This window comes from Halomonas sp. H10-9-1, from assembly GCF_040147005.1.
Lineage (GTDB): Bacteria > Pseudomonadota > Gammaproteobacteria > Pseudomonadales > Halomonadaceae > Halomonas.
The window spans coordinates 3,416,932-3,437,356 of the sequence record NZ_JAMSHO010000001.1 but is presented as its reverse complement, the minus strand read 5'-3'; the positions used below and the strand labels follow the sequence as shown (position 1 = coordinate 3,437,356).

General features: G+C 69.1%; 21 protein-coding genes and 1 pseudogene. 8 read left to right on the top strand and 14 right to left on the bottom strand.

What is annotated here, in order from left to right; translation table 11 throughout:
* Nucleotides 1–136 precede the first annotated feature (136 nt).
* The 3 genes from NFH66_RS15945 (at nucleotide 137) to NFH66_RS15935 (ending at nucleotide 3,424) form a co-directional block, all read left to right on the top strand.
* Nucleotides 137–898: a TSUP family transporter gene (locus tag NFH66_RS15945; protein WP_349611200.1), complete on the top strand. Its 762-nt coding sequence runs from the start codon at nucleotides 137–139 to the stop codon at nucleotides 896–898.
* A gap of 116 nt (nucleotides 899–1,014) precedes the next feature.
* Nucleotides 1,015–2,436 carry a serine hydrolase gene (locus tag NFH66_RS15940; RefSeq protein WP_349611199.1) on the top strand — a complete coding sequence of 474 codons (1,422 nt, stop codon included), beginning with the start codon at nucleotides 1,015–1,017 and terminating at the stop codon, nucleotides 2,434–2,436.
* A 112-nt stretch (nucleotides 2,437–2,548) separates the two neighbouring features.
* Complete coding sequence (locus NFH66_RS15935) at nucleotides 2,549–3,424, top strand: DMT family transporter (protein WP_349611198.1); 876 nt, start codon at nucleotides 2,549–2,551, stop codon at nucleotides 3,422–3,424.
* Between the two features lie 6 nt (nucleotides 3,425–3,430).
* On the opposite strand, the gene thiE is transcribed toward NFH66_RS15935, so the two are convergent.
* The 3 genes from thiE to NFH66_RS15920 form a co-directional block, all read right to left on the bottom strand.
* Nucleotides 3,431–4,042: a thiamine phosphate synthase gene (thiE, locus tag NFH66_RS15930; RefSeq protein WP_349611196.1), complete on the bottom strand. Its 612-nt coding sequence runs from the start codon at nucleotides 4,040–4,042 to the stop codon at nucleotides 3,431–3,433.
* Nucleotides 4,032–4,853: a hydroxyethylthiazole kinase gene (gene thiM / locus NFH66_RS15925; protein WP_349611194.1), complete on the bottom strand. Its 822-nt coding sequence runs from the start codon at nucleotides 4,851–4,853 to the stop codon at nucleotides 4,032–4,034. Before thiM ends, thiE begins: the two co-directional genes overlap by 11 nt.
* 204 nt (nucleotides 4,854–5,057) lie before the next feature.
* Complete coding sequence (locus NFH66_RS15920) at nucleotides 5,058–5,336, bottom strand: hypothetical protein (protein ID WP_349611192.1); 279 nt, start codon at nucleotides 5,334–5,336, stop codon at nucleotides 5,058–5,060.
* A 179-nt stretch (nucleotides 5,337–5,515) separates the two neighbouring features.
* Here NFH66_RS15920 and NFH66_RS15915 point away from each other — a divergent pair, with 179 nt between their 5' ends.
* Nucleotides 5,516–7,357 (top strand): DUF3413 domain-containing protein, encoded by a 1,842-nt coding sequence (locus tag NFH66_RS15915; protein WP_349611190.1) that lies wholly within the window; start codon nucleotides 5,516–5,518, stop codon nucleotides 7,355–7,357.
* An 88-nt stretch (nucleotides 7,358–7,445) separates the two neighbouring features.
* On the top strand, nucleotides 7,446–7,964 hold the full coding sequence (locus NFH66_RS15910) for a cytochrome b (protein WP_349611189.1): 519 nt from the start codon (nucleotides 7,446–7,448) through the stop codon (nucleotides 7,962–7,964).
* Nucleotides 7,965–8,022: 58 nt separating this feature from the next.
* On the opposite strand, the pseudogene nhaD reads toward NFH66_RS15910, so the two are convergent.
* Nucleotides 8,023–9,486: pseudogene (nhaD, locus tag NFH66_RS15905) on the bottom strand (sodium:proton antiporter NhaD).
* A 135-nt stretch (nucleotides 9,487–9,621) separates the two neighbouring features.
* Here nhaD and NFH66_RS15900 point away from each other — a divergent pair.
* On the top strand, nucleotides 9,622–10,221 hold the full coding sequence (locus NFH66_RS15900) for a CBS domain-containing protein (protein ID WP_349611188.1): 600 nt from the start codon (nucleotides 9,622–9,624) through the stop codon (nucleotides 10,219–10,221).
* A gap of 22 nt (nucleotides 10,222–10,243) precedes the next feature.
* Here the strand turns inward: NFH66_RS15900 and NFH66_RS15895 are convergent, their stop codons facing one another.
* The 9 genes from NFH66_RS15895 to NFH66_RS15855 form a co-directional block, all read right to left on the bottom strand.
* Nucleotides 10,244–11,926, bottom strand: coding sequence for a phosphoethanolamine transferase (locus NFH66_RS15895; protein ID WP_349611186.1), 1,683 nt, complete (start codon nucleotides 11,924–11,926; stop codon nucleotides 10,244–10,246).
* Nucleotides 11,919–12,692 (bottom strand): phosphatase PAP2 family protein, encoded by a 774-nt coding sequence (locus NFH66_RS15890; protein ID WP_349611184.1) that lies wholly within the window; start codon nucleotides 12,690–12,692, stop codon nucleotides 11,919–11,921. Before NFH66_RS15890 ends, NFH66_RS15895 begins: the two co-directional genes overlap by 8 nt.
* 80 nt (nucleotides 12,693–12,772) lie before the next feature.
* Entirely contained in the window at nucleotides 12,773–14,173 is a 1,401-nt protein-coding gene (locus NFH66_RS15885; RefSeq protein ID WP_349611182.1) for an ATP-binding protein, read from the bottom strand.
* Nucleotides 14,170–14,850, bottom strand: a complete 681-nt coding sequence (locus tag NFH66_RS15880; RefSeq protein ID WP_349611181.1) for a response regulator — start codon at nucleotides 14,848–14,850, stop codon at nucleotides 14,170–14,172. Before NFH66_RS15880 ends, NFH66_RS15885 begins: the two co-directional genes overlap by 4 nt.
* A gap of 5 nt (nucleotides 14,851–14,855) precedes the next feature.
* Nucleotides 14,856–15,539, bottom strand: coding sequence for a tetratricopeptide repeat protein (locus NFH66_RS15875; RefSeq protein ID WP_349611180.1), 684 nt, complete (start codon nucleotides 15,537–15,539; stop codon nucleotides 14,856–14,858).
* Nucleotides 15,536–16,378 carry an SDR family oxidoreductase gene (locus NFH66_RS15870; RefSeq protein ID WP_349611179.1) on the bottom strand — a complete coding sequence of 281 codons (843 nt, stop codon included), beginning with the start codon at nucleotides 16,376–16,378 and terminating at the stop codon, nucleotides 15,536–15,538. Before NFH66_RS15870 ends, NFH66_RS15875 begins: the two co-directional genes overlap by 4 nt.
* Nucleotides 16,365–16,796, bottom strand: a complete 432-nt coding sequence (locus NFH66_RS15865; protein ID WP_349611178.1) for an iron-containing redox enzyme family protein — start codon at nucleotides 16,794–16,796, stop codon at nucleotides 16,365–16,367. The genes NFH66_RS15870 and NFH66_RS15865 overlap by 14 nt, the downstream gene beginning before the upstream one ends.
* Entirely contained in the window at nucleotides 16,780–17,442 is a 663-nt protein-coding gene (locus tag NFH66_RS15860) for a thermostable hemolysin (RefSeq protein WP_349611176.1), read from the bottom strand. The genes NFH66_RS15865 and NFH66_RS15860 overlap by 17 nt, the downstream gene beginning before the upstream one ends.
* A 73-nt stretch (nucleotides 17,443–17,515) precedes the next feature.
* A complete protein-coding gene (locus tag NFH66_RS15855; RefSeq protein WP_349611175.1) occupies nucleotides 17,516–18,001 on the bottom strand; it encodes a C40 family peptidase in 486 nt (161 codons plus the stop codon).
* Nucleotides 18,002–18,106: 105 nt separating this feature from the next.
* Between NFH66_RS15855 and NFH66_RS15850 the strand changes: the two genes are divergently transcribed.
* Nucleotides 18,107–18,364 carry a hypothetical protein gene (locus NFH66_RS15850; protein WP_349611174.1) on the top strand — a complete coding sequence of 86 codons (258 nt, stop codon included), beginning with the start codon at nucleotides 18,107–18,109 and terminating at the stop codon, nucleotides 18,362–18,364.
* Nucleotides 18,365–18,596: 232 nt separating this feature from the next.
* Entirely contained in the window at nucleotides 18,597–19,565 is a 969-nt protein-coding gene (locus NFH66_RS15845; protein ID WP_349611173.1) for an ABC transporter substrate-binding protein, read from the top strand.
* Nucleotides 19,566–19,646: 81 nt separating this feature from the next.
* Here the strand turns inward: NFH66_RS15845 and NFH66_RS15840 are convergent, their stop codons facing one another.
* On the bottom strand, nucleotides 19,647–20,384 hold the full coding sequence (locus tag NFH66_RS15840; RefSeq protein WP_349611172.1) for a dioxygenase family protein: 738 nt from the start codon (nucleotides 20,382–20,384) through the stop codon (nucleotides 19,647–19,649).
* Between the last annotated feature and the right edge of the window lie 41 nt (nucleotides 20,385–20,425).

Sequence of the window (20,425 nt, the reverse complement as noted above, 5' to 3'; positions counted from 1 at the left end):
TGGCGTTAAGCAACATTTGATTGACTAAATGCGGCATCTTTGGGGCCCGACACGGAGTACACTCAATCAATAGGGGCTTACGGAGCGCTTTCTCGCTACCCTTGGGCGCCGTAATAAATCCTCCCCGGGAGCCCCAATGCTGCTGCTTGATCTGCTTTCGCCGCTCTCCGCCGGCATCAACCTGTTGCTGATCGTGATCTCCGTGTTTACCTCCGCCTTCACCGCGGCGGTAGGTGTCGGCGGCGGACTGCTGATGATCATGGCGCTGGCCCAGGTGATGCCGGCGGCGGCGCTGATCCCAGTGCACGGCATGGTGCAGACGGGCTCCAATGTCGGACGGGTAGCGCTGACCTGGCGCCATGTCGACCGCAAGGTGATCGCCGCCTTCCTGCCCGGGGTGGTGCTGGGTGCCCTGGCGGCGGCCTGGCTGCTGGTGCGCCTGCCCGCCGGGTTGCTGGAACTCTCGATTGCCGCTTTCGTGCTCTATAGCTGCTGGGGGCCGGGACTGCCCAGGCGCGCCCTGGGGCGCGTCGGGGTGCTGCTGGCCGGCGCCCTGACCACCCTGCTTTCCAGTCTGGTGGGTGCCAGTGGGCCCATGGTGGCGGCCTTCATCAAGCAGGGGCAAGGCGACCGGCTGGCCAAGGTCGCGACCTTCTCGGCGTGCATGAGCGCCCAGCACCTGACCAAGGCCTTCGTGTTCGGCATCGCCGGCTTCGTCTTTCGCGACTGGCTGGGGCTGATGCTGGCCATGATCGCCTCGGGGTTCCTCGGTACCTGGCTGGGCCTGCGCCTGCTCAGCCGGCTCTCCGAGCACCGCTTCGATACGCTGTTCAAGTGGGCCCTGACCTTGCTGGCGCTGCGGCTTATCTGGCTGGGGGGAGGCCGGCTGCTGGGCTAAGGATTGTGGAGGTCGCACTTTTTTGCCGAATCGCGCTGTACAGTGGTGGCATGCCGGCCATAATGGGTTCAGAAGCCGCAAAAGGCGCGTTATCGGACATTCGAGGGAGCAAGAGTATGGTGACCGCGATCAGGGCCATGGGCCGCCCACGGCTGTTGGCGTTCGGGCTGCTGGTGAGCCTGGCGATGCTGTTGGCCGGAGTGGCACAGGCCAACCCGCGCTATGCCGCCATCGTCGTCGATGTGGAGAGCGGCGAAATCCTCCACGCCGCCAATGCCGAGGAGACCCGCTATCCGGCGTCGTTGACCAAGATGATGACGCTCTACCTGCTGTTCGAGGCCCTCGAGGGTCGTAGCCTGAGCCTCCATCAGGCGCTGCCGGTCTCTGCCTATGCGGCAGGAAAGCCGGCCTCCAAGCTCTATGTGAAGGCCGGCTCGACGATTCCGGTGGAGACCGCCCTCCAGGCGCTGATCATCAAGTCGGCCAACGACGTAGCCGTGGTGGTGGCCGAGGCCCTGGGCGGTAGCGAGACCCACTTCGCGCGCATGATGACCGACAAGGCGCACGACCTGGGCATGACGAGCACCACCTTCCGCAATGCCAACGGCCTGCCCGACGCCGGCCAGACCACCACCGCCCGTGACATGGCCACCCTGTCGCTGCGGCTGATGCAGGACTTCCCGCAGTATTATCACTACTTCTCGCGCACCAGCTTCAACTGGAGGGGCAAGACCATCACCGGGCATAACCGGCTGCTCGACAACTACCCCGGGGCAGATGGCCTGAAGACCGGCTTTATCCGCGCCTCGGGCTTCAACGTGGCGACCTCGGCGGTGCGCAATGGCCGCAGGCTGGTATCGGTGGTGATGGGCGGTTTCACCGCGGCCTCTCGGGACGCCCATATGGCCGACCTGCTGGACCGAGGCTTCGTGCGCGCCTCGCTGTTCGGCCGCGGTGACTGGGTCGCCTCAGCCGACTTCTCCGGAGAACGCCTGATACCCGCCGCGGCTGGCGTCGCGCGGCCCGGCCCTGCCGTGCAGCCGGCGCGCCGCCCTGTGGTTCCTGCACCCGCGCCGGAGCCGGTTCAACTGGCTAGCCGCCCTGTCGCGCCTGCGCCCGCGCCGACGGCTCGGCTGGCTAGCCTGGAAGTCCCCGAGCCGCTGCCCCGCACGGCATCAGCCCTGCCGGAGACCGCCCAGGGCTCGGCCAACGACCCGATCCGCGAGCTGATCTCCCAGGCCCACGAGCCGGCCAGCCGCACCAGCCAGCGCCTCGAGCCGCTGGGACGCAGCGGCGGCTGGGGGGTCCAGGTGGGCGCCTTCAGCAATCCCGACAACGCCCGCAGCCTCGCCGGCCGTGCCGCCGACCGCTTGGCCAGCGACCTGGCCAATGCCCGCGTGGATGTCCATGAGGTGCCAGGGCCGCAATCACTGTTCCGCGCTCGCCTGGTCAACCTCGACGAGAACCAGGCCTACCGCGCCTGTCGTAGCCTGGCCCGCGATGGCATCGACTGCATGGTGGTCAACGCCACCCTCTAGTTCTTGCCGTTCGTCTGCGAACCTTCTAGCCTGACCACGATACCACCCCGTTGATCCCTGATCGGCGGGGTGGTGCTTTTGTCACGCGGGATGATCGGGAAGAGGAGTCGCGATGTCTGAGTCGTTCAAGGGAATCGGCTTCATGTGCCTGGGCGTGCTCTGCCTGGCGCTGGGGGATGCCATCACCAAGTGGTTGGGTGAAGTGCACTCGCCGTTGCAGATCATCTTCTTTCGCACCCTGGTGTCGCTGCCGCTGATCGCGCTGATCGCGCGCTTCAATGGTGGCCTGCGGACCCTGGCTACCCGGCGTCCCGGTGTGCATTTGCTGCGCGGCCTGATCTTCACCGGCACCATGATCTGCTTCATGTGGGGGCTGACCCTGCTGCCCCTGGCCGAGACCACCGCCATCGCCTTCGCCGCACCGCTGTTCGTCACCCTGCTCTCGGTGCCGCTGCTGGGTGAGCGGGTCGACCGACCGACACTGCTGGCTACCACGCTGGGCTTTGTCGGCGTGCTGGTGGTGGTGCGCCCTGGTGGTGAGAGCTTCCAGATGGGGGCCCTGGTGGTGGTCGGCGCGGCGGTGTTCTATGCGCTGACCATGATCACCGCGCGGCGCTACGGCAGCCGCGAGCACCTCTGGGCACTGGTCTTCTACACCACCCTGGTGCCGCTGCTGATCTCCGCCATGACGCTGCCGTGGGTGTGGCAGGCGCCGGCGCCGCTGCACTGGCCGGCCTTCCTGGTGGCGGGCTTTCTTGGCGTGGGCGCCATGACCGGCCTGACCCTGGCCTTTCGCTACGCACCGGCCGCACTGGTGGCGCCCTTCGATTACACCGCGCTGCTGTGGGCGGTGCTGTTGGGCTGGTGGTTCTGGGGCGAGGTGCCGGACATCTGGGTCTTCGTCGGCGGCAGCCTGATCATCGTCAGCGGCCTGGCCATCGCCTATCACGAACGGCGAACCTCGCTGGCGCGGCGCCCCGCGGCGTGAGGAGGATCAGCGCCAGAATGCCCGTGCCGCGGCTTCGGGGTCCGGCATGCCGCAGATCGCCGAGATGACCGCCAGGCCCTGGGCGCCGGCCTGGTGGGTCGCCGCCACGTGTTCCGCCTTGAGTCCGCCGATGGCCACGCTGGGCAGGGGGCTCGCCGCCACCAGGCTGGCGAGCCCCGCGAAGCCCAGCGGCTCGGCGTGGTCGTGCTTGCTGGGGGTGGCGAACACCGGGCCAAGCCCCAGGTAGTCGAGGCGCTCGGCATCGATGCGTGCCAACTGGTCCAGGGTCTGCACCGAGAGGCCCAGTATCGCCTGTTCCCCCAGCGCCGCCCGAGCCGCGGCCACCTCGCCGTCGTCCTGGCCGATATGCAGGCCGTCGGCACCACTCTCCACCGCCACGGCCAGGCGGTCGTTGATGATCAGCGGTACCCCGCTGCCGGCAAGAGCCGCCTTGAGCCTGCGCGCCTGGTCGATCAGCTCGCCGTCGCCGGCGTGCTTGTCGCGCAGCTGTATCAGCGTGGCGCCACCGCGCACGGCGGCGAGTGCGGTCTCCACCAGGCCGTGGCCGGCGCACAGGGCCGGATCGGTAATCAGGTACAGGGAGAGGTCAAGGCGCATCGGTCACCTCCAGGGTGGGCAGGGCGAAGAGTTGCTCGTCATCGAGGGCATAGAGGGCATCGATAAAGGCCACGGCGAAGCTGCCGGGGCCTGCTACGCCGACGCCGGCCCGACGGCCGGCCTCGCCGTAGCAGGCCAGGGCCGCCACAGTGGCGATGAAGGGATCCTCGGCACCGACCAGGAAGGCCGCCACCACGCCGGTGAGCGCGCAGCCCAGGGTCGTCACCTTCGGCATCAGCGCATGGCCGCCGGGAACCCGCGCCAGGCGCCGCCCGTCGGTGACGAGGTCGATCTCGCCGGTCACCGCCACCACGGCATCGAGGCGGCGAGCCAGGGCCACGGCAGCCTGTGTGGCGGCCTCGATGGGGTCGCTGCTGTCCACGCCGCGCCCGCCGCTGCCCCGGTGCTCCAGGGCGAGGATCTCCGAGGCGTTGCCGCGGATCACCGTGGGTCGTTGCTCCAGCAAGCGCCTGCCTGTCGCGCGGCGGTAGCCAGTGGCGCCCACCGCCACCGGGTCCAGTACCCAGGGCTTGCCCGCATGCCGTGCGGCCGCGGCGGCCTCCTCCATGGCCTCGACCCAGAGGGGGGAGAGGGTGCCGATATTCACCGTCAGGGCATCGGCGAGGGCGGCGAACTCGGCGGCCTCCTCGCGGGCGTGCACCATGGCCGGCGAGGCGCCCAGGGCCAGCAGCACGTTGGCCATGGGGTTCATGGCCACCAGATTGGTGATGTTGTGAATCAGCGGCGCGCGCTGGCGCAGGCGAGTCAGGTGGGCGGCGGGGTCGATCGGGCCGCGGGTGGTGGTGGTCATTATTCCTCCCGGGCGCGGGAGGTGCAGGCGGCGGGGCGGGCTGCACGACTTCCGGCGCCGGCATGATCCGGGTCAGGTTCCAAGGGTGCGTCTCAGCCACGGCGAGTGCCGCGGCGCCCCTGTCATCGAGCCACACTATCCACGTCCCGGGGAGGGCTGTAAAGGCCGGGCAACGCCTCTGGCGAGACGCTCGAGGCGCGGGGGTCACGCCATCACATGGAAGCCCGCCAGGGTGATCAGGCTGGCCAGTACCAGGCTGTTGACGGTGTCCCGTGCTTCCTCGTCTTGCCAGCGCTCGGGGGTGAGCAGGACGAGCGCCAGGGTGCCCAGAGCAGCAAGCCCCAGCGGCAGCTCGATGGGTTCCCAGCCGGCGGCCAGCACGCCCAGGGCCAGCAACGCCAGGCCGATGAGCAGCAGCGGCACGATGGCGCGATTCTCGGCGACGAGGGTGTCTGCGAGTGTTATTATCGGACTCCGGGTCATGGTGTTGCCTCGGGTTGCGGCGGTATCAGCATGCACCATGACTGTGGCGCGCCTTCCTTAAGGATTGCTTAAGGTGGCATGACCAGAGTGTGACGGCGCCGATCCCGGTATCTTTCCACCACCCGGCAGGCCGAGTATCGCGGCTTCGTGTCGGGCCCTTTCATGATCGTGGCCATCACATGCTTGCATCCCTTCTCCATCGCTGGCGCTGGTTGGGCGCCTGGACCCTGGCCAACCTGCTGCTCGCCTGGCTGATCAGTCTGCGTTATCTCCCCTACATGGCTCCCGAGGGCGCCGAGCAGTGGGGCTACCTGCTGCTGGTGTTCCTCGGCCATATCGGGCTGCTGGTGTGGCTGGGGGCCTTGCCGCTGCTGCTGCTGGCCCCGCTGCTTCGGGCGCCCTGGCTGTGGCTGGTCACCACCCTGTGGGCCGGCCTGTTGCAGCTGGTGCTGCTGCTCGACACCTTCGTCTACGCCCAGTACCGCTTCCACCTGAGCGGTTTCATCCTCGATCTGCTGGTCAACGCTGGCGGCGACGTCTTCAGTTTCTCCTGGCTGGCCTGGGCCCTGGCCATCGGCGGTGTGCTGGCGATGCTGGCGCTGCAGGGGGCCCTGGGGTTATGGCTCAAGCGGCGTCCACTGTCGCGGCCGGTGCTGCCGGCACTCTCCCTCGGCCTGTTGGCCCTGCTCGGGGTGCACGGCTGGCACGCCTGGGCCGACGCCCACTACGACCGCGACATCACCGGCATGACCCGTCATGTGCCGCTGTTCTATCCCGCCACCGCCAAGCGCCTGTTCGTCAAGCGGGGCTGGGTCGACCCCCAGGCGGTGCGCGATCGGGTGGAGCTGGAGGCGGCACAGGGAAAGGCCCATGACCTGGCCTATCCCTCGGCGCCGCTGAGCTGCTCGCCGGCGGCCGCGTCCCACAACCTGCTGCTGGTGGTGCTGGACAGCGCGCGGCATGACCTGCTGAATCCCGAGGTGATGCCCAACCTGAGTCGCTACGCCAACTGCCCCGGCTGGTACCGGGCCGCCGAGCACTTCAGTGGGGGCAACTCCACCAAGGCGGGGGTATTCAGCCTCTTCTACGGCCTGCCGGTCACCTACTGGGATGCCTTTACCGGTGGCCAGACGCCGCCGGTGCTGATGGAGAAGCTCGAGGCCGCCGACTATCGTTTCCAGGTGCTCTCCTCGGCGACCCTGGTGAGCCCCGCCTTCGACCGCAACGTCTTCGCCGGCCTGGAGGACGTCTCGCTGACGCCGGCTGAGGGCGAGCCCTGGGAGCGCGATCGGCAGATCACCGATGACTGGCTGGCCTGGAGGGAGGCCTCGGCAGAGGCACCCGACGCCGCGCCCTTCTTCGGCTTCCTCTTCTACGACGCTGTGCATGGCTACAGCCATCCCCCCGACTTCCCCCGCTTCACTCCCTACTGGGAGCAGATCAACCATATGGCGCTGGGTCCCGACTTCGACCCCGAGCCCTACTGGAATCGCTACCGTACCGCGGCGCGCTACGTGGATGCGCAGCTCGGGCGAGTGCTTGACGACCTCGAGCGACGCGGCAGGCTCGACGATACCGCCGTGGTGATCACCTCGGACCACGGCGAGTCGTTCAACGAGCATGGGCGGAACTACTGGGGACACGGCAGCAACTACACCCCGGAGCAGGTCCAGGTACCGCTGGTGATGCACCTGCCGGGGCGCCCCGGCGGTGTGCTCGAGGGGCGCACCCAGCATGCCGATATCGCCCCGACACTGCTCGAGGAACTGCTCGGCTGCGAGGCCGCCCCCGAGCGCTATACCCTGGGGCGCAGCCTGCTCGCCCCCGGCGCCCCACGCGACTGGCTGCTCTCCGGTAGCTACATGGGCTACGGCATCCTGTTGCCGGAATACCAGATCGCCGTGCATCCGACCGGCGCCTTCGAGGCCTACGACTACCGCATGAACGAGCTCGAGACGGTGCGACCCTCGCCCGAGGTGGCCGGCGAGGTACTGCAGGCGCTGTCGCGTTTCTACCGATGATGAACGCCCCATGAACGCGGCGTTAAGGCTCCTGTAAGCCGCCCTGGCGTAAAACGGTCGTCGTCCATCGTCCGAGGAGGATGACGACATGAACTGGCTGGATTCCCAACACCGTTACGGCGCCGTCTCACGGGCGCTTCACTGGAGCATGGCCACGCTATTGATCCTGATGCTCGGCACCGAGTGGCTGGCGGAGCTCATCGGCATGAGCGAGCGCGAGGCCATGGCGCTGCACAAGAGCGTCGGGGTGCTGCTGCTGGGGCTGCTGGTGGCCCGGCTGCTGTGGCGCGGTATGAACCACGGCAGGCTCGAGGCGCATGCCCACTGGCAGTGGGCGGCCCGGCTGGGCCATCTGGCGCTCTATGGGGCGATGCTGGTGATCCCGGTGAGCGGCCTGCTCGTCGCCCTGGGCAGCGGCCACGGCGTGGAGGTCTTCGGCCTGCCACTGATCGCTCCCGGTGCCGAGATCGAGTGGCTGGAGGAGGCCGCCGAGGAGACCCACGAGGTGCTGGCCAATCTACTCTGGCTGCTGATCGGCGGCCACGTGGCGGCCAGCCTGGCCCACCAGTTCTGGCTGCGTGACCATACCCTCAAGCGCATGGCGTGAGCCAGGCCGTGGCGCCACCCGGCGAGCCTCTCGGCCGGATGGCGCCGCGGCGTCGGCGTCAGAACAGGGCGCGATTGATCAGCAGGTGGGTAGCCACGCTCGCTGCGTAGCCCAGGGCAATGGCCGGGGCCCAGCGCAGGTGCCCGGCGAAGGTGTAGATCCCGCGGGCCTGCCCCATCAGCGCCACGCCGGCGGCGGAGCCCATGGCCAGCAGGCTGCCGCCGACCCCGGCGGTCAGCGTGATCAGCAGCCAGTTGCCGCTGGACATGTCCGGCGCCATGGAGAGCACCGCGAACATCACCGGGATGTTATCGACCACCGCCGAGACGAGCCCCAGCATGACGTTGGCCCAGACAGGGTCCCAGCTGCCGTAGAGGCTCTCCGAGAGCAGGGCCAGATAGCCCATGAAGCCGAGGCCTCCCACGCACATCACCACGCCATAGAAGAACAGCAGGGTGTCCCACTCGGCGCGGGCGATGCGGCTGAAGATATCGAAGGGCACCACACCGCCCAGCTGTTCGAGCTTCTTCCAGTCGCCCCGCTGGGCGTAGCGGGTGTGCTTGCGGGCCAGCGAGCGCGGCAGGCTACGGCGCAGGAAATAGCCGAAGAACTGCAGCAGACCCAGGCCGAACATCATGCCCATGGCCGGGGGCAGGCCAAGCACCGAGTGGCATAGCACCGAGAGGGCCACGGTGAGCAGGAATAACAGGATGATGCGTCGGGCGCCACGCTTGAGCCAGACCTCCTCGGTGAGATTCGGCGGCTTTCGATTGCGGATGAACAGGTTCATCAACAGGGCCGGCACCAGGAAGTTCACCAGCGAGGGCGCCAGCAGCTGGAAGAAGGCGCCGAAGGGTAGCTGGCCGGCCTGCCATACCATCAGCGTGGTGATATCACCGAAGGGGCTGAAGGCGCCTCCCGCATTGGCGGCCACCACCGTGTTGATGCAGCACAACCGGATGAAGCGGTCGTCGCCCTCGGCGACCTTGAGCACCACCGCGCACATCAGCATGGCGGTGGTCATGTTGTTGGCAATCGCCGAGATCCCGAAAGCCAGGAAACCGGTAATCCAGAACAGGCTGCGGTAGCTGAAGCCCTTGCGCACCAGCTAGGCGCGCAGGGCGTCGAAGACACGGCGCTCCTCCAGCGCGTTGATGTAGGTCATCGCGACCAGCAGGAAGAGCAGCAGTTCGCTGTACTCCAGTAGCGTCTCGCGGAAGGCCGTCTCGGCCTGCTCGGGCATGCCGGCGCCGGTATAGGCCCAGGCCGCCAGCGCCCAGATCAGGCCGGCGGCGACCAGCACCGGCTTCGACTTGCGCATGTGCAGCAGCTCTTCGGACATCACCAGGGCATAGGCAAGCACGAACAGTGCCACCGACAGCGTGCCGATACCGGAGCCGGTGAGATCGAGGGGGCCGACACTGGCAAGGGCGAGCGAGGGGAGCATCAGGCAACTCGCGCCCAGCAGGAGAGTGCCGAGGCGGAAGAGCGGTCGGAGTGGAAAAAGCATGGGAGCTGTCATGGTGTTGGTGGGTCGTCGGAGAAGGGGGAGCGACAGGGTAGGCCGCGTCGCCTTAAGGTTGTCTTAAGAGAGCTCTGAAACCGTGAAGGAGAGAGGTGCCGCTGGCACCCCATGACCCTGACAAGGAGTTCCCCCATGAACACCCTGCACCTTTCCTACAAGCCACTTCCCCAGTTGCTGGCGCCGCCACGGCTGGTCACACCACCCCGCCCCCGGCTGAGCGCCTCGAGTCCCGCCCTGGAGGTACTGACCGACTTCTCGAGGATCCCACCGCGCACTATCCATGCCAATGTGGGCGTCGAGGAGGCACACCTGATGATGCGTTATGGAGGCGTTCGCCTGCTGCTGGTCCTCGACGAGCAGCAGCGCTGCATCGGCGTGCTGGCGGCCCGCGAGGTGATCGGCGGCCGGCGCACTACCCTCGCCATGCAACAGCATGGCCTGCCGAGTGACGAGGTGACGGTGGGCATGATCATGACTCCCTGGCGCAGGCTCGCGGCCATGCCGCTGGAGCAGCTCGCCTCGCTGACCGTCGAGGACCTGCTGCTGTCGCTGGAGTCGATGACCGATCAGCACCTGCTGGTCACCCAGTGCGACGACCAGGGTCAGGAGTGGATACGCGGGCTGGTCTCGGCCACCGACATCCGTCGCGCGGTAGGCGCCGGCGACAAGGCGACACCCCTGGCGCAAAGCTTCGCCGACATCTGCCGGGTGGTGACCGGCCACGAGCTGTGAGCCGGGCGGCTTGACCGCCAGGCTATGACCGCGCCCCGGTCGTGGCCACCGCCGGGGCCCGGCAGCCGGCGGTCAGGTCCAGGGCATCCTGGCGGACCCGGCTCTCCACCCCGAGCAATCCCAGCAGGGAATGGAACAGGTGGTCATGGCGCAAGGCGCGGTCGCGCTGGGCGGACAGGCAGCCAGCGGCGAGGCCGCTGCGCCTGGCGAAGTCCTCGTCGGCCCACCACACCATCGGCACGCGAGTCTGCTCCCGGGGAGCGATGGCGTAGGGCAGGCCGTGCAGGTAGATGCCCTTCTCGCCCAGCGACTCGCCGTGGTCGGAGACATACAGCATCGCCGTGGCCAGGGACTGGCCCTCCTCCAGCACGCCGATGATCCCGTCCAGCACGCTGTCGGTATAGAGGATGGCGTTGTCGTAGCTGTTCACGATCGCCTCCCGGTCACACTGGGCCAGGTCGGCCGTGTCGCACGTGGGGGTGAAGACCCGGAAGTCTTCCGGGTAGCGCTGGAAGTAGCTGGGACCATGATTGCCCAGCATATGCAGCACGACCACCGTATCGCCGCTGATCGACGCAACCTGACCTTTCAACGCCTCGATCAGCACGCCATCGAGACAACCCTCCTCTCCGCATAGTTCGGGGTAGGCGTGCGGCGATAGTGAGACCCGCTCCACGCCATCGCAGACTCCCTTGCAGCCCGACTGGTTGTCGATCCATACCACGCGGTAGCCGGCACGCTGCACTACGTCGAGTAGTGTCTCGTGGCTGCGGGTGAAGCGTTCGTCGTAGTCGCTGTGCCCTTGCGGGGAAAACATGCAGGGTAGCGAGACGGCAGTGCTGGTGCCGCAGCTGGCCACGTCACGGAAGTTGATGACGTCACGCTCGGCCAGCCGAGGAGTCGTCTGCCGTGCGTAGCCGGACAGTCCCCAGTCGGCGGCGCGTACCGTCTCGCCGACCACCAGCACCAGCAACCGTGGGGTGCCGTCGGTGCTCGCCAGACGTCGTGCATCCTCGCCAATGGGCAGGCGTTCCTCGGGCAGCGGTGGCGGCGCCGCCATCACCTGCCCGGTGGAGACGATGGCATTGCCCGGCGTCACCAGGTAGCGCAGCTCGTGATGGTTGCGCATCAGCGAGGAGAGGCTCTGGAAGGAGAACAGTAGCGCCATGGCGAGTGTCGCCACGCTGCCCAGCCACCAGAGGGCGCCGGCTCCTAGGCCGCGCCGCCAGCTGCGGCGGCGCAGCGGCCAGCGCCACAGCAGCGCGCTCGGTAACCCGGCAAACAGCAGCAGATAGAGCGCCAGTCCCGGGGTAAGCAGCTCGCCGGCCTCGCGGGTATCGGTCTGCAGCACGTTATCTATCATGTGGGTATCGAAGTAGGTGCCGTAGTGGCCGGTGAAGTAGCTGACCGAGGCGGCGATCAGCACCAGACCTGTCAGCAATGGTTTGGCGGTGGTCCGGTTGACGAAAGGCAGGAAGACCACCAAGTGCAGGCCGGTCACCAGCACGCCGTAGCCGAGCAACTGGCCCCAGCCGGCCAGCCCGGTAGTCGGCATGGCCTCGATCACCGACGCCCAGAAGCGCTGGTTGTAGAAGAGCGTGAAGCTCAGGCAGGCCAGCAGGGTCAGGGCCTGGGGGGAGAGGGCCGGCAGCCGCCAGTGGAATCGACGCCGAGCATCGACACGTGAGGTGGTGGTGTCAGGCATTGGGAACGTTCTCGGTGACATGGGGGGTGACCGTGATGTCGGGCGTCGATGTCTGCAGCAGACGGCTCGCCAGCACGGCGCTGATGGTCCAGCAGAGCATCAGCGTCCATAGATCGTGGGAGAGGAAGTGGGCGCCGCGCAGTTGCTGGGTGGCGCCGAAGAGCACGCCCAACCCCAGGCCGACGGCCAGGCCCAGCCAGCGCAGCCGAGGCCGCACCTGGCGCAGGCAGAAGTAGAGGGCGATCCAGGCATAGCCGGCGCTGGCGTGGCCGGCGGGGAAGCAGGCGGTATCCGGCATCCCGGCGGGGCGCCGCGTGAGCAGGCCGACGAAGGACCAGTCGCCGCCATAGCGGGCCAGGTCCCAGGGACACTCCATGGGGACCAGGTGCTTCACGCTCGAGACCGCAAGCGTCGAGCCGGCCACCGCCAGGAACAGATACAGCAGGGGACGGCGCCAGTGGTGCAGCGGCTGGGCGACCAAGCTGACCAGCAGCAGCAGTACCACGCCGCCGCCCATCCATTGGCTGAAGTTGCGCCCGCCGCGATGCAGCCAGGTCTCGAGTAGCACATGCTGCTTCAGCGTCCAGCCGTCGCCCTGAAGGCGATAGAGAGCATCGGCGAGGCGGAAGTCGAGCCCCAGTCGGTCGATCGCCAGCATCAGCAGCAGGAAGCCGGCCCAGGCCAGCGCCAGGCGGCGCAGTGGCCGTGATGCGGTCGACGGGACGGCATCACGGGAGCTTGAGAGGGCGTGGGTGGTGGGTGGCATGGGCAGCGTCCTGAATGGCAACGCCGCCATGCTGAGGGCTATGTCTTAACGAACCCTTATGCCCAGGCCGGCGACATGCGTCAGCTCTGCAAGGCCAGGATGGCCCGCGGCAGCGTTGCCACGGCGCGCAGGCCGCCACCGGGTGCCTCCTCCAGGTGGAGCGTGCCGCCATGGCGGGCCAGCAGGCGCTCGACGATGGAGAGCCCGAGGCCGGCGCCGGCCCCGGGGCCGACGCGATGAAAGCGCTCGATAACATGCTCGCGTTCCGCGACGGAGATCCCCGGGCCCTGGTCGTCCACCCGCAGCGTCAGCCAAGCGTCATCGGCGGCCAGGGCCACCGTCACCCGGCCGCCGTCCGGGGTGTAACGCAGGGCGTTGCCGGCCAGGTTCTGTACCAGGGTCGCGATGGCGCCTGGCTCGGCTGCCAGCCGCCAGTCGCTGCCTTCGTCGGCGACAAGGTCCAGTTCCTGAGCGCGCTCCACCGCCAGCGGCAAGAGCTCGGCCAGCGCCTCGCGTACCTCGGCCAGCAGGTCGCTGGCGACCCGCGCGCTCGCCTCCTGTTTCTCGTCCTCGGGCTCCAGGCGCGCCAGGGTCAGCAGCTGGGTGACCAGCCGGGTGGCCCGGGCCACGCCGTTGCGCAGCTCCTCCAGCGCCTCGCGACGGTCGGCGGGGTCCTCGGTGGCCAGGGCGTTCTGGGCGTGCAGGTCGAGCACCGCCAGGGGGGTGCGCAGCTCATGGGCGGCGTCGGCGATGAAGCGCTTCTCGCGCACTCGCAGCCGGCGGATGCGCTCCAGCAGCCGATTCAAGGCGCCGACGATGGTGTCCAGCTCCCGGGGCAGTGGGTGCATCGCCAGCGGCTGCAGGTTGTGGGAGTCACGCTGGCGGATCGCCGCCGCCAGCCGCGACAGGGGGCGCAGTCCATGGCCGGTGGCCCACCACAGCAGCAGTGCCAGCAGCGGCAGGCCGATCAGGTCCGGCAGCAGGGTACGCAGAGCCACGGCGCGGGTCAGCTCGCCGCGCACGTCGTCGCGCTCGGTGACCATCACCCGCCGTGCCGACGTGGGCAGGTCGAGGACATAGACCCGCCAGGCGTGGCCCGCCACCTGGCTGCTGGCGTAGCCGGGTGGCGCCGCGGTGAAGGGCTGGGTAGGGGCGCTGGCGGAGCGCAGCAGCAGCCGGTCCTGCTCCCACAGCTGGAAGGCCAGCTTGCTCTCGTAACGGTGGCCGGCCAGGCGCTTGTCCGACTGCTCGGCGCGCTCGAGGGCGCTCTCCAGGCTGGTCAGCAGCGCCTCGCGCTGGTCGTCCGGCAGCGGCGCCTGGATCAGCCCCTCCAGCAGGCGGGCGTTCTGGGCCAGGCTGGCGTCGTAGAGCTCCTCGATCTCGTGGGCGGCATAGCGGTAGCTGACCAGGCCGATCGCCAGCATGCTGAGGCCGAACACCAGCAGTACCAGCCCCAGGGTGCGACGGCGGATCGAGGTCACGCCTCGGCCTCCTGGGGGGCGCGGTCCATCACGTAGCCGATGCCGCGCACCGTGCGGATCAACTCGGGGAAGAGCTTGCGGCGCAGGTGGTGCACGTGAACCTCGATGGCATTGCTCTCCACGTCCTCCTCCCAGCCGTAGACCAGCCGGGTCAGGGTGTCACGGGTGAAGACCCGCCCAGGGTGACCCATGAACTCCTGCAACAAGGTGAACTCGCGGCGCGACAGGGTGACCTCCTCGTCGTGGTAGCTGATCCGGCGGCTGGCTGGGTCGAGGCGGATGCCGCGGCACTCCAGCAGTGGGCTGGCATGGCCCTGGCTGCGGCGCAGCAGGGCGCGCAGCCGCGCCTTGAGCTCGGCCACCTCGAAGGGCTTGACCAGGTAGTCGTCGGCGCCGGCATCCAGCCCGGCGATGCGATCGTCCACGGCATCCCGGGCGGTCAGCACCAGCACCGGAATCCGGTTGCCGCCGCGCCGCACGGCCTCCAGCACCCGCATGCCGTCGAGTCCCGGCAGGCCGAGGTCGAGGATCACCGCGTCGAAGGGCTCATCGCCCTGCAGGGCGATGAGCGCCGTGGCGCCATCGGCGAGGTGGTCCACGGTGTAGTGCTCGGGCTTGAGGGCCAGGCGGATGCCCGAGGCCAGGCTCGGGTCGTCCTCGACCAGCAGGATGCGCATCGGGCTCACTTCTCCAGTTGCGACAGCAGATGGTGGATCTCCTCGCGGCGGCCGGCATCGGCGAGCTCGCGGCCGGGGCGTGGCGCTGCCTGCAGGGCCTTCTCCAGGGCCTGGCGGGCCTCGGTGTCACGCCCCTGTTCATGCAGATAGTCGCCCCAGAAGTAGAGGGTGTCGAGTCCGTCCGGGTCGATGGCCAGCGCTCGCTCGAGGTGCCATGCGGCCTTGTCGTCGTCGCCGAAGCCGAGCGGCCAGCCCGGCACCTGGTAGTAGAGCGCCCCCAGGCTGGTATAGGCGGAGCCGCTCAGTGCCAGTGGGTCCTGCTCGAGGGCGGCCTCCAGGTAGCCGCGTGCCTGCTTGACCAGGCCCAGCGCCCCCAGCCCGCCCTCGGCGCCGGCCTGGCTTGCGCGCACGATACCGGCCCAGATCAGCCGCTCGGCGGCGTCGGGCCGCTCGGCCAGCAGCCGTTCCGCTTCATCTCCCAGCTCGGCCAGGGCCTTCGCCTGCTGCGCCTCGGGCAGCGCATAGCGGATCTCGGCCCAGCGTGCCTGCAGTCGAGCCACGCTCGGATCGACACCACTGCCATCGCTCGCGGCCAGGGCCACAATGGCGAACAAGCCGCCGAGGCCGGCGACCAGCAGCGCGGCGGCGAGGCGCAGGAGGGGGCGGTGCGAGAGTCGTCGAGCGTTCATGGCGTGGTCTCCTGGGTATCGAGAAAGCGGCGGATGACGGGGAGCTGGCGTGCCAGGGCGTGGTCGACCACCCCCGGCAGCAGGGCATTGAGGCGCACGAAGAGGCGTTCGGGCCTGCCCAACTGTGCCTCCCGGCGGCCGCGCTCCACGGCGTGGCGCAGCGCCTGGGCGACCCGGGCGGGGCTGTCCATGGCGTTGCCCAGGGCCGCGTTCATGGCCTCCACCTCGGGGGCGTTCATGGCGGTGCGGGTGGCCCGGGGCGAGACATGCAGCACCCGCACCCGGGTGTCGGCGAGCTCGCGGCGCAGGGCCTGGCTGAAGCCGCGCAGGGCGAACTTGGTGGCGCAGTAGCTGACCTGGCCGGGGTAGCCCAGGGTGCCGAAGGTGGAACCCAGGGTGATCACCCAGCCCTGGCGGGCCGCCATCAGCTGGGGCAGCAGGGCGCGCGTGAGCTGCAGGGTGGCGGTGAGGTTGAGGGCAATGAGGCGCTCGATTTCGGCATCCGAGCCCTCGCTGAACAGCGCCACCCGGTTCACCCCGGCGGCGTTGATCAGCATGCTGATGCCCGCTTGTTCCGCCGCGGCCACCAGTCGGGCGCGCTGCTCGGCGCGGGTCAGGTCGGCGGGCAACGCGGTGACCCGGCCGGGGTGGCGAGCCACCGCGGCCTCGAGCGCCTCGGCGCGGCGGCCGCTGATCAGCAACTGCGCCCCGGCGGCGGCCAGCTCGTCCACCAGCGCCTGGCCGATGCCACCGCTGGCCCCGGTGATCAGCACCCGCTGGGCGGGCCAGCCGCCTTCCGGCAGGCGTGGGCGACGGGCGAGGGGGTCAGGCCAGCGCATCGGCGAGCTCCCGGGCGGCACTACCGCCGCTGCAGCGCGCCTCGACGCCGCGGAACATGGCGCCGTAGAGGCGATAGACCAGCCTCGCGGTGTCGATCACCGCCGCCAGGTCGTCGGCCTCCAGGCGGTTCACCAGCCCCTCGAAGAAGGCCAGGTGGCCGATGTCCAGGCTGCCGTGGGAGGTCAGGTAGCGCAGCGCCTCGTCGGGCAGCTCGAGGCTCGCCTGCAGCCGTTCGGCAGCCTGGGTGGCCAGCGCCGTGCTGGTGCCCTCCAGCACCTGCACCATGCCGAAGAAGCCGACCGGATGGCCGTGCGCGAAGGTGACCCGCCGCGCGCCCTCCACCAGCGCGACGTGGGTCGCTAGCGCTTCGGCATGGCGGGCCAGCCGCGCGCGGAAGGCTTCAGGCGAGGTGTGCATGGGACAGCTCCGCCGCATGGGGCAGGGGCGAGGGCAGCAGGCCCCGCGCCTCGAGCTCGCGGTAGGCTCGGGAAAGATCGCCGGCCATCACCCAGGGGCGGCGCTGGTAGTAGCGTCCCCAGTCGGCCCGCTCGTCGCCGAGACGCGCCGGATCGGCGGCGGTCAGCGGCGCCAGGGTCAGGCCCAGGCGGCGAATGCCGTTGGCTACCTCGGGTGTCGCGGTGAACAGCAGCCAGGCGATGCCCTCGCGGCCGAGCTGCGCCACCAGGTGCAGGAACAACCGGCGCTGCAGTCCAGGTCGGAGGCTGGCCAGGTTGCCGATCTCGGCGACCTGGTGGCGGGCCACGGGGCGAGCGAAGCATTCGGCCAGGCAGCGTTCGGCGCTGACATCCAGGTACTGCTCCTGGAACAGCGGGCCGGCGTGGGCTTGGTGCACGCCGACCGCGGCCAGTGGCGTAGCGCCCTGCCACAGGCCAAAGAGGCGCGGCAGCAGGTGGCGGATCGCGGCGCCGTGCTCCTCGGCGAAACGCCGACGTATCAGATGCTCCAGGCGCCGGCGGCGGCACCAGTGAAGGGCTTCCTGCCACTCGAGCGGGGCGCCGTCGGGCGCGGGAAGCGGGCAGGGAAGGTGGCTCGAATCGGGCATCAGGGCGTCTCCGTGACGTGTCACCGAGACTCTGGCGCCGCGAGCTTAACGCAGACTTAAGCGTTTTCCGGGGTCAGGGCGCCGGGGCGGCGGCGCCCAGGAAGCGTTCCTGCCAGTAGGCGATCTCCACCGGCGAGGTCTCCACCCGACGGCCACGGCCGGGGGCGTGGATCATCTGGCCGTCGCCGCGGTAGATGCCTACGTGGCTGGCCTTGCCACCCCCGCTGGTATCGAAGAACAGCAGGTCGCCGGGGCGGGCGCGATCCACTTCCGGCAGGGCCCGGAACTGGTCATCGGCGGTGCGCGGCACGGGGATACCGGCGGCCTGGTAGGCCAGTTGCACCAGCCCCGAGCAGTCGAGGCCGGCAGGGGTGTTGCCGCCGAAGCGATAGGGCGTTCCCAGGGCGCGCTCGGCCGCGGCCAGGATCAGCACGCGGTCGATGGAGAGGCTCTCGTGGGGCGGCGGGTCCTCCACCGCCAGCTCCTTGCCGGCACAGCCGGCGAGCAGGGTAAGGGCGACCATCAGCAGCCACCCCCGGCTCAGGTCACGTACCGCCATGCGAATCGCTCCTTGCGGTGGATACCCCCCTACATTAACCCTGGTCGCTCGAGCGGCGCCACGATACCGCTCAAGGACCACCTAGAGGGCTACCGAGCGCCGGTGATGCCGACCTTCTCCCTGGTGTGCCCGCTCTTCAGCATGAGGGGGCTGCTGCTGTGGTTGGCACTGGTGCTGAGGGGGGGTGTGAATGCGGTGATGCACTGGGAGGCCTTGACCTCCGATCTCTGCTATCGGGCCAGCATCGTCTGCGTGGAAGCCAGCACCCTGGCGCTCGACCTGCTGCATGACCAGCAGAGGTCTGACGCTCGGCACTCTCGCTGCACGCTGCTGTTGCCTTCCCCGGATCCGGCGCTGTCCTAGATACCATCCCTGGGGCGGCGATGCGGAAGCTGATCCACATCGGCCATGGTGTCCTCGAGGCCCAGGCCGAATGTCGGCCACAAACCGCCTGATGCAATGTTTGTGGCCGGTCAGGAGAGGTGGTCTCCAGGTTGGCCTGACTGAGTGTCGATACCGCATTTTGTTATTCACGCAGGGGGGCGCTAAGGTCATGCCCGTATCCATTCATGGCATGACCTGCCAAGGAGACCCGATGAACCTGTCCCGTCGTCCCCTTACCCTGGCGCTGGCTGGCGCCCTGCTGGCCGCCCCGCTGACTTGGAGCAGCGCGGCCCTCGCCGAGGAGCCGGCCCAGGTGCGCTTCTCCGTGCCCGCCTGGCCGGGCGTCACCGTCAAGACCGCCCTGGCGTCCCGGCTGCTCGAGACCCTGGGCTACGAGGTGCGCCAGCAGGAGCTCGGCTCCACTATCACCTACGAGGCCCTCACCCAGGGCGAGCTGGACGCCTTCCTCGCCGCCTGGCTGCCCGCCCAGCAGGGCATGTACGAGACCACCCTGGATAAGGGGTTGATCGTCGACCTGGGCAACAACGTCGACGGCGCCCGCCTGGGCTTCGCGGTGCCGACCTACGTGTACGAGGCAGGCGTGACCTCCGCCGAGGACCTGGCCGACGAGGAAGTCGCCGAGAAGCTGGGGCGCACCGTCTACTCCATCGAGGTGGGCTCCGGCATGAGCGACACCCTCAACGAGGCGGTCGAGAACGATACCTACGGCCTCGGTGACTGGGATCTCTCCGAGACCTCCACCCCGGGCATGCTCAGCGCCGCGGATGCCGCCATCGCTCGCGAGGAGTGGATCGTCTTCGCCGGCTGGACGCCGCACTGGATGAACATCGAATACGATATCCGCTACCTCGATGACACCCAGGACATGTGGGGCCCCGACGGCGGGCGAAGCGACGTCAAGACGCTGGTGACCACGGACTTCTCCGAGTCCAACCCCAACGCCACCCGGCTGCTGGACCAGCTGGTGTTCAGCGCCGACGACCAGAGCGCCATGATCCGTGGCTTCAGCTACGAGGAGCGCGAGCCCGAGGAGGTCGCCCTGCAGTGGCTGCGCGACAACCCCGAGCGGGTCGAGGCCTTCCTCGAGGGTGTGACTACCCGCGACGGCGAGCCGGCCTGGCCGGTGGTGCAGCAGGCGCTGGAAATCCCCGACGCCTGATTCCGCGACATTGGTACGCAACGAGACGAGGCCGCCCCGACAACGGGGCGGCCTCGTGCTTTCAGGGGAGTGTCGGCGGCGTCAGTCGAAGGCGTAGACGTCCATGGCCAGCACGCCGTGCTCCACGCTGTGGTGCAGGCGTCGGCCCGGCCCGCCGGCACCCAGTGCCACCAGCAGCGGCTGGAAGTGCTCCGGTGTGGGGTGGTTCTCGCGGGCCTTGGGGCCCTGCTCCCAGGCCAGCAGCGCCTCACGGTCGTCCGCCACCAGGCAGGCCTCGACCCAGTCGGCGAACTCGCCGACCCAGGGCGGCATCTCGGCGTCCAGCGGCAGCATCTCGTAGAGGTTGTGGGTCAGGCTGCCGGAGCCGATCACCAGGATATCCTCCTCGCATAGTGCCTGGAGTCTCTCGCCCAGGGCCAGCAGCTCGGCGTTGGACCACTGCATCGGCAGCGACAGCGAGACCACCGGCACCTCGGCGGTGGGGAACATCAGCGACAGTGGCACCCAGGCGCCGTGATCCAGGCCGCGTTCGGTGGGCACGGCGTTGAGCTCCCGGGCCAGACGCCTGGCCAGTTCGGGCTCGCCGGGGGCCGGGTACTGCACCTCGAAGAGCTCGCGGGGGAAGCCGCCGAAGTCGTGGATGGTCTCGGGGCGCTCACTGGTACTGACCAGCAGCTGGCGGCTGGCCCAGTGGGCCGACACCACCACCACGGCGCGGGGGCGGTAGTCGCGGCCCAGGTCACGCAGGAAGGCGTGGGCCGGGGTCTCGGTCAGGGCCAGCATCGGCGAGCCGTGGGAGATGAACAGGCTAGGCAGCATGGCGAGCTCCAGGGCGTGGGAATGCCTTCAGGGTAGCGCGT

Bases quoted from the DNA above. Each gene is read 5' to 3' on its own strand.
- NFH66_RS15945 (WP_349611200.1), top strand. From the start codon at position 137: ATGCTGCTGCTTGATCTGCTTTCGCCGCTCTCCGCCGGCATCAACCTG.
- NFH66_RS15940 (WP_349611199.1), top strand. From the start codon at position 1,015: ATGGTGACCGCGATCAGGGCCATGGGCCGCCCACGGCTGTTGGCGTTC.
- NFH66_RS15935 (WP_349611198.1), top strand. From the start codon at position 2,549: ATGTCTGAGTCGTTCAAGGGAATCGGCTTCATGTGCCTGGGCGTGCTC.
- thiE (WP_349611196.1), bottom strand. From the start codon at position 4,042: ATGCGCCTTGACCTCTCCCTGTACCTGATTACCGATCCGGCCCTGTGC.
- thiM (WP_349611194.1), bottom strand. From the start codon at position 4,853: ATGACCACCACCACCCGCGGCCCGATCGACCCCGCCGCCCACCTGACT.
- NFH66_RS15920 (WP_349611192.1), bottom strand. From the start codon at position 5,336: ATGACCCGGAGTCCGATAATAACACTCGCAGACACCCTCGTCGCCGAG.
- NFH66_RS15915 (WP_349611190.1), top strand. From the start codon at position 5,516: ATGCTTGCATCCCTTCTCCATCGCTGGCGCTGGTTGGGCGCCTGGACC.
- NFH66_RS15910 (WP_349611189.1), top strand. From the start codon at position 7,446: ATGAACTGGCTGGATTCCCAACACCGTTACGGCGCCGTCTCACGGGCG.
- NFH66_RS15900 (WP_349611188.1), top strand. From the start codon at position 9,622: ATGAACACCCTGCACCTTTCCTACAAGCCACTTCCCCAGTTGCTGGCG.
- NFH66_RS15895 (WP_349611186.1), bottom strand. From the start codon at position 11,926: ATGCCTGACACCACCACCTCACGTGTCGATGCTCGGCGTCGATTCCAC.
- NFH66_RS15890 (WP_349611184.1), bottom strand. From the start codon at position 12,692: ATGCCACCCACCACCCACGCCCTCTCAAGCTCCCGTGATGCCGTCCCG.
- NFH66_RS15880 (WP_349611181.1), bottom strand. From the start codon at position 14,850: ATGCGCATCCTGCTGGTCGAGGACGACCCGAGCCTGGCCTCGGGCATC.
- NFH66_RS15875 (WP_349611180.1), bottom strand. From the start codon at position 15,539: ATGAACGCTCGACGACTCTCGCACCGCCCCCTCCTGCGCCTCGCCGCC.
- NFH66_RS15870 (WP_349611179.1), bottom strand. From the start codon at position 16,378: ATGCGCTGGCCTGACCCCCTCGCCCGTCGCCCACGCCTGCCGGAAGGC.
- NFH66_RS15865 (WP_349611178.1), bottom strand. From the start codon at position 16,796: ATGCACACCTCGCCTGAAGCCTTCCGCGCGCGGCTGGCCCGCCATGCC.
- NFH66_RS15860 (WP_349611176.1), bottom strand. From the start codon at position 17,442: ATGCCCGATTCGAGCCACCTTCCCTGCCCGCTTCCCGCGCCCGACGGC.
- NFH66_RS15855 (WP_349611175.1), bottom strand. From the start codon at position 18,001: ATGGCGGTACGTGACCTGAGCCGGGGGTGGCTGCTGATGGTCGCCCTT.
- NFH66_RS15850 (WP_349611174.1), top strand. From the start codon at position 18,107: ATGCCGACCTTCTCCCTGGTGTGCCCGCTCTTCAGCATGAGGGGGCTG.
- NFH66_RS15845 (WP_349611173.1), top strand. From the start codon at position 18,597: ATGAACCTGTCCCGTCGTCCCCTTACCCTGGCGCTGGCTGGCGCCCTG.
- NFH66_RS15840 (WP_349611172.1), bottom strand. From the start codon at position 20,384: ATGCTGCCTAGCCTGTTCATCTCCCACGGCTCGCCGATGCTGGCCCTG.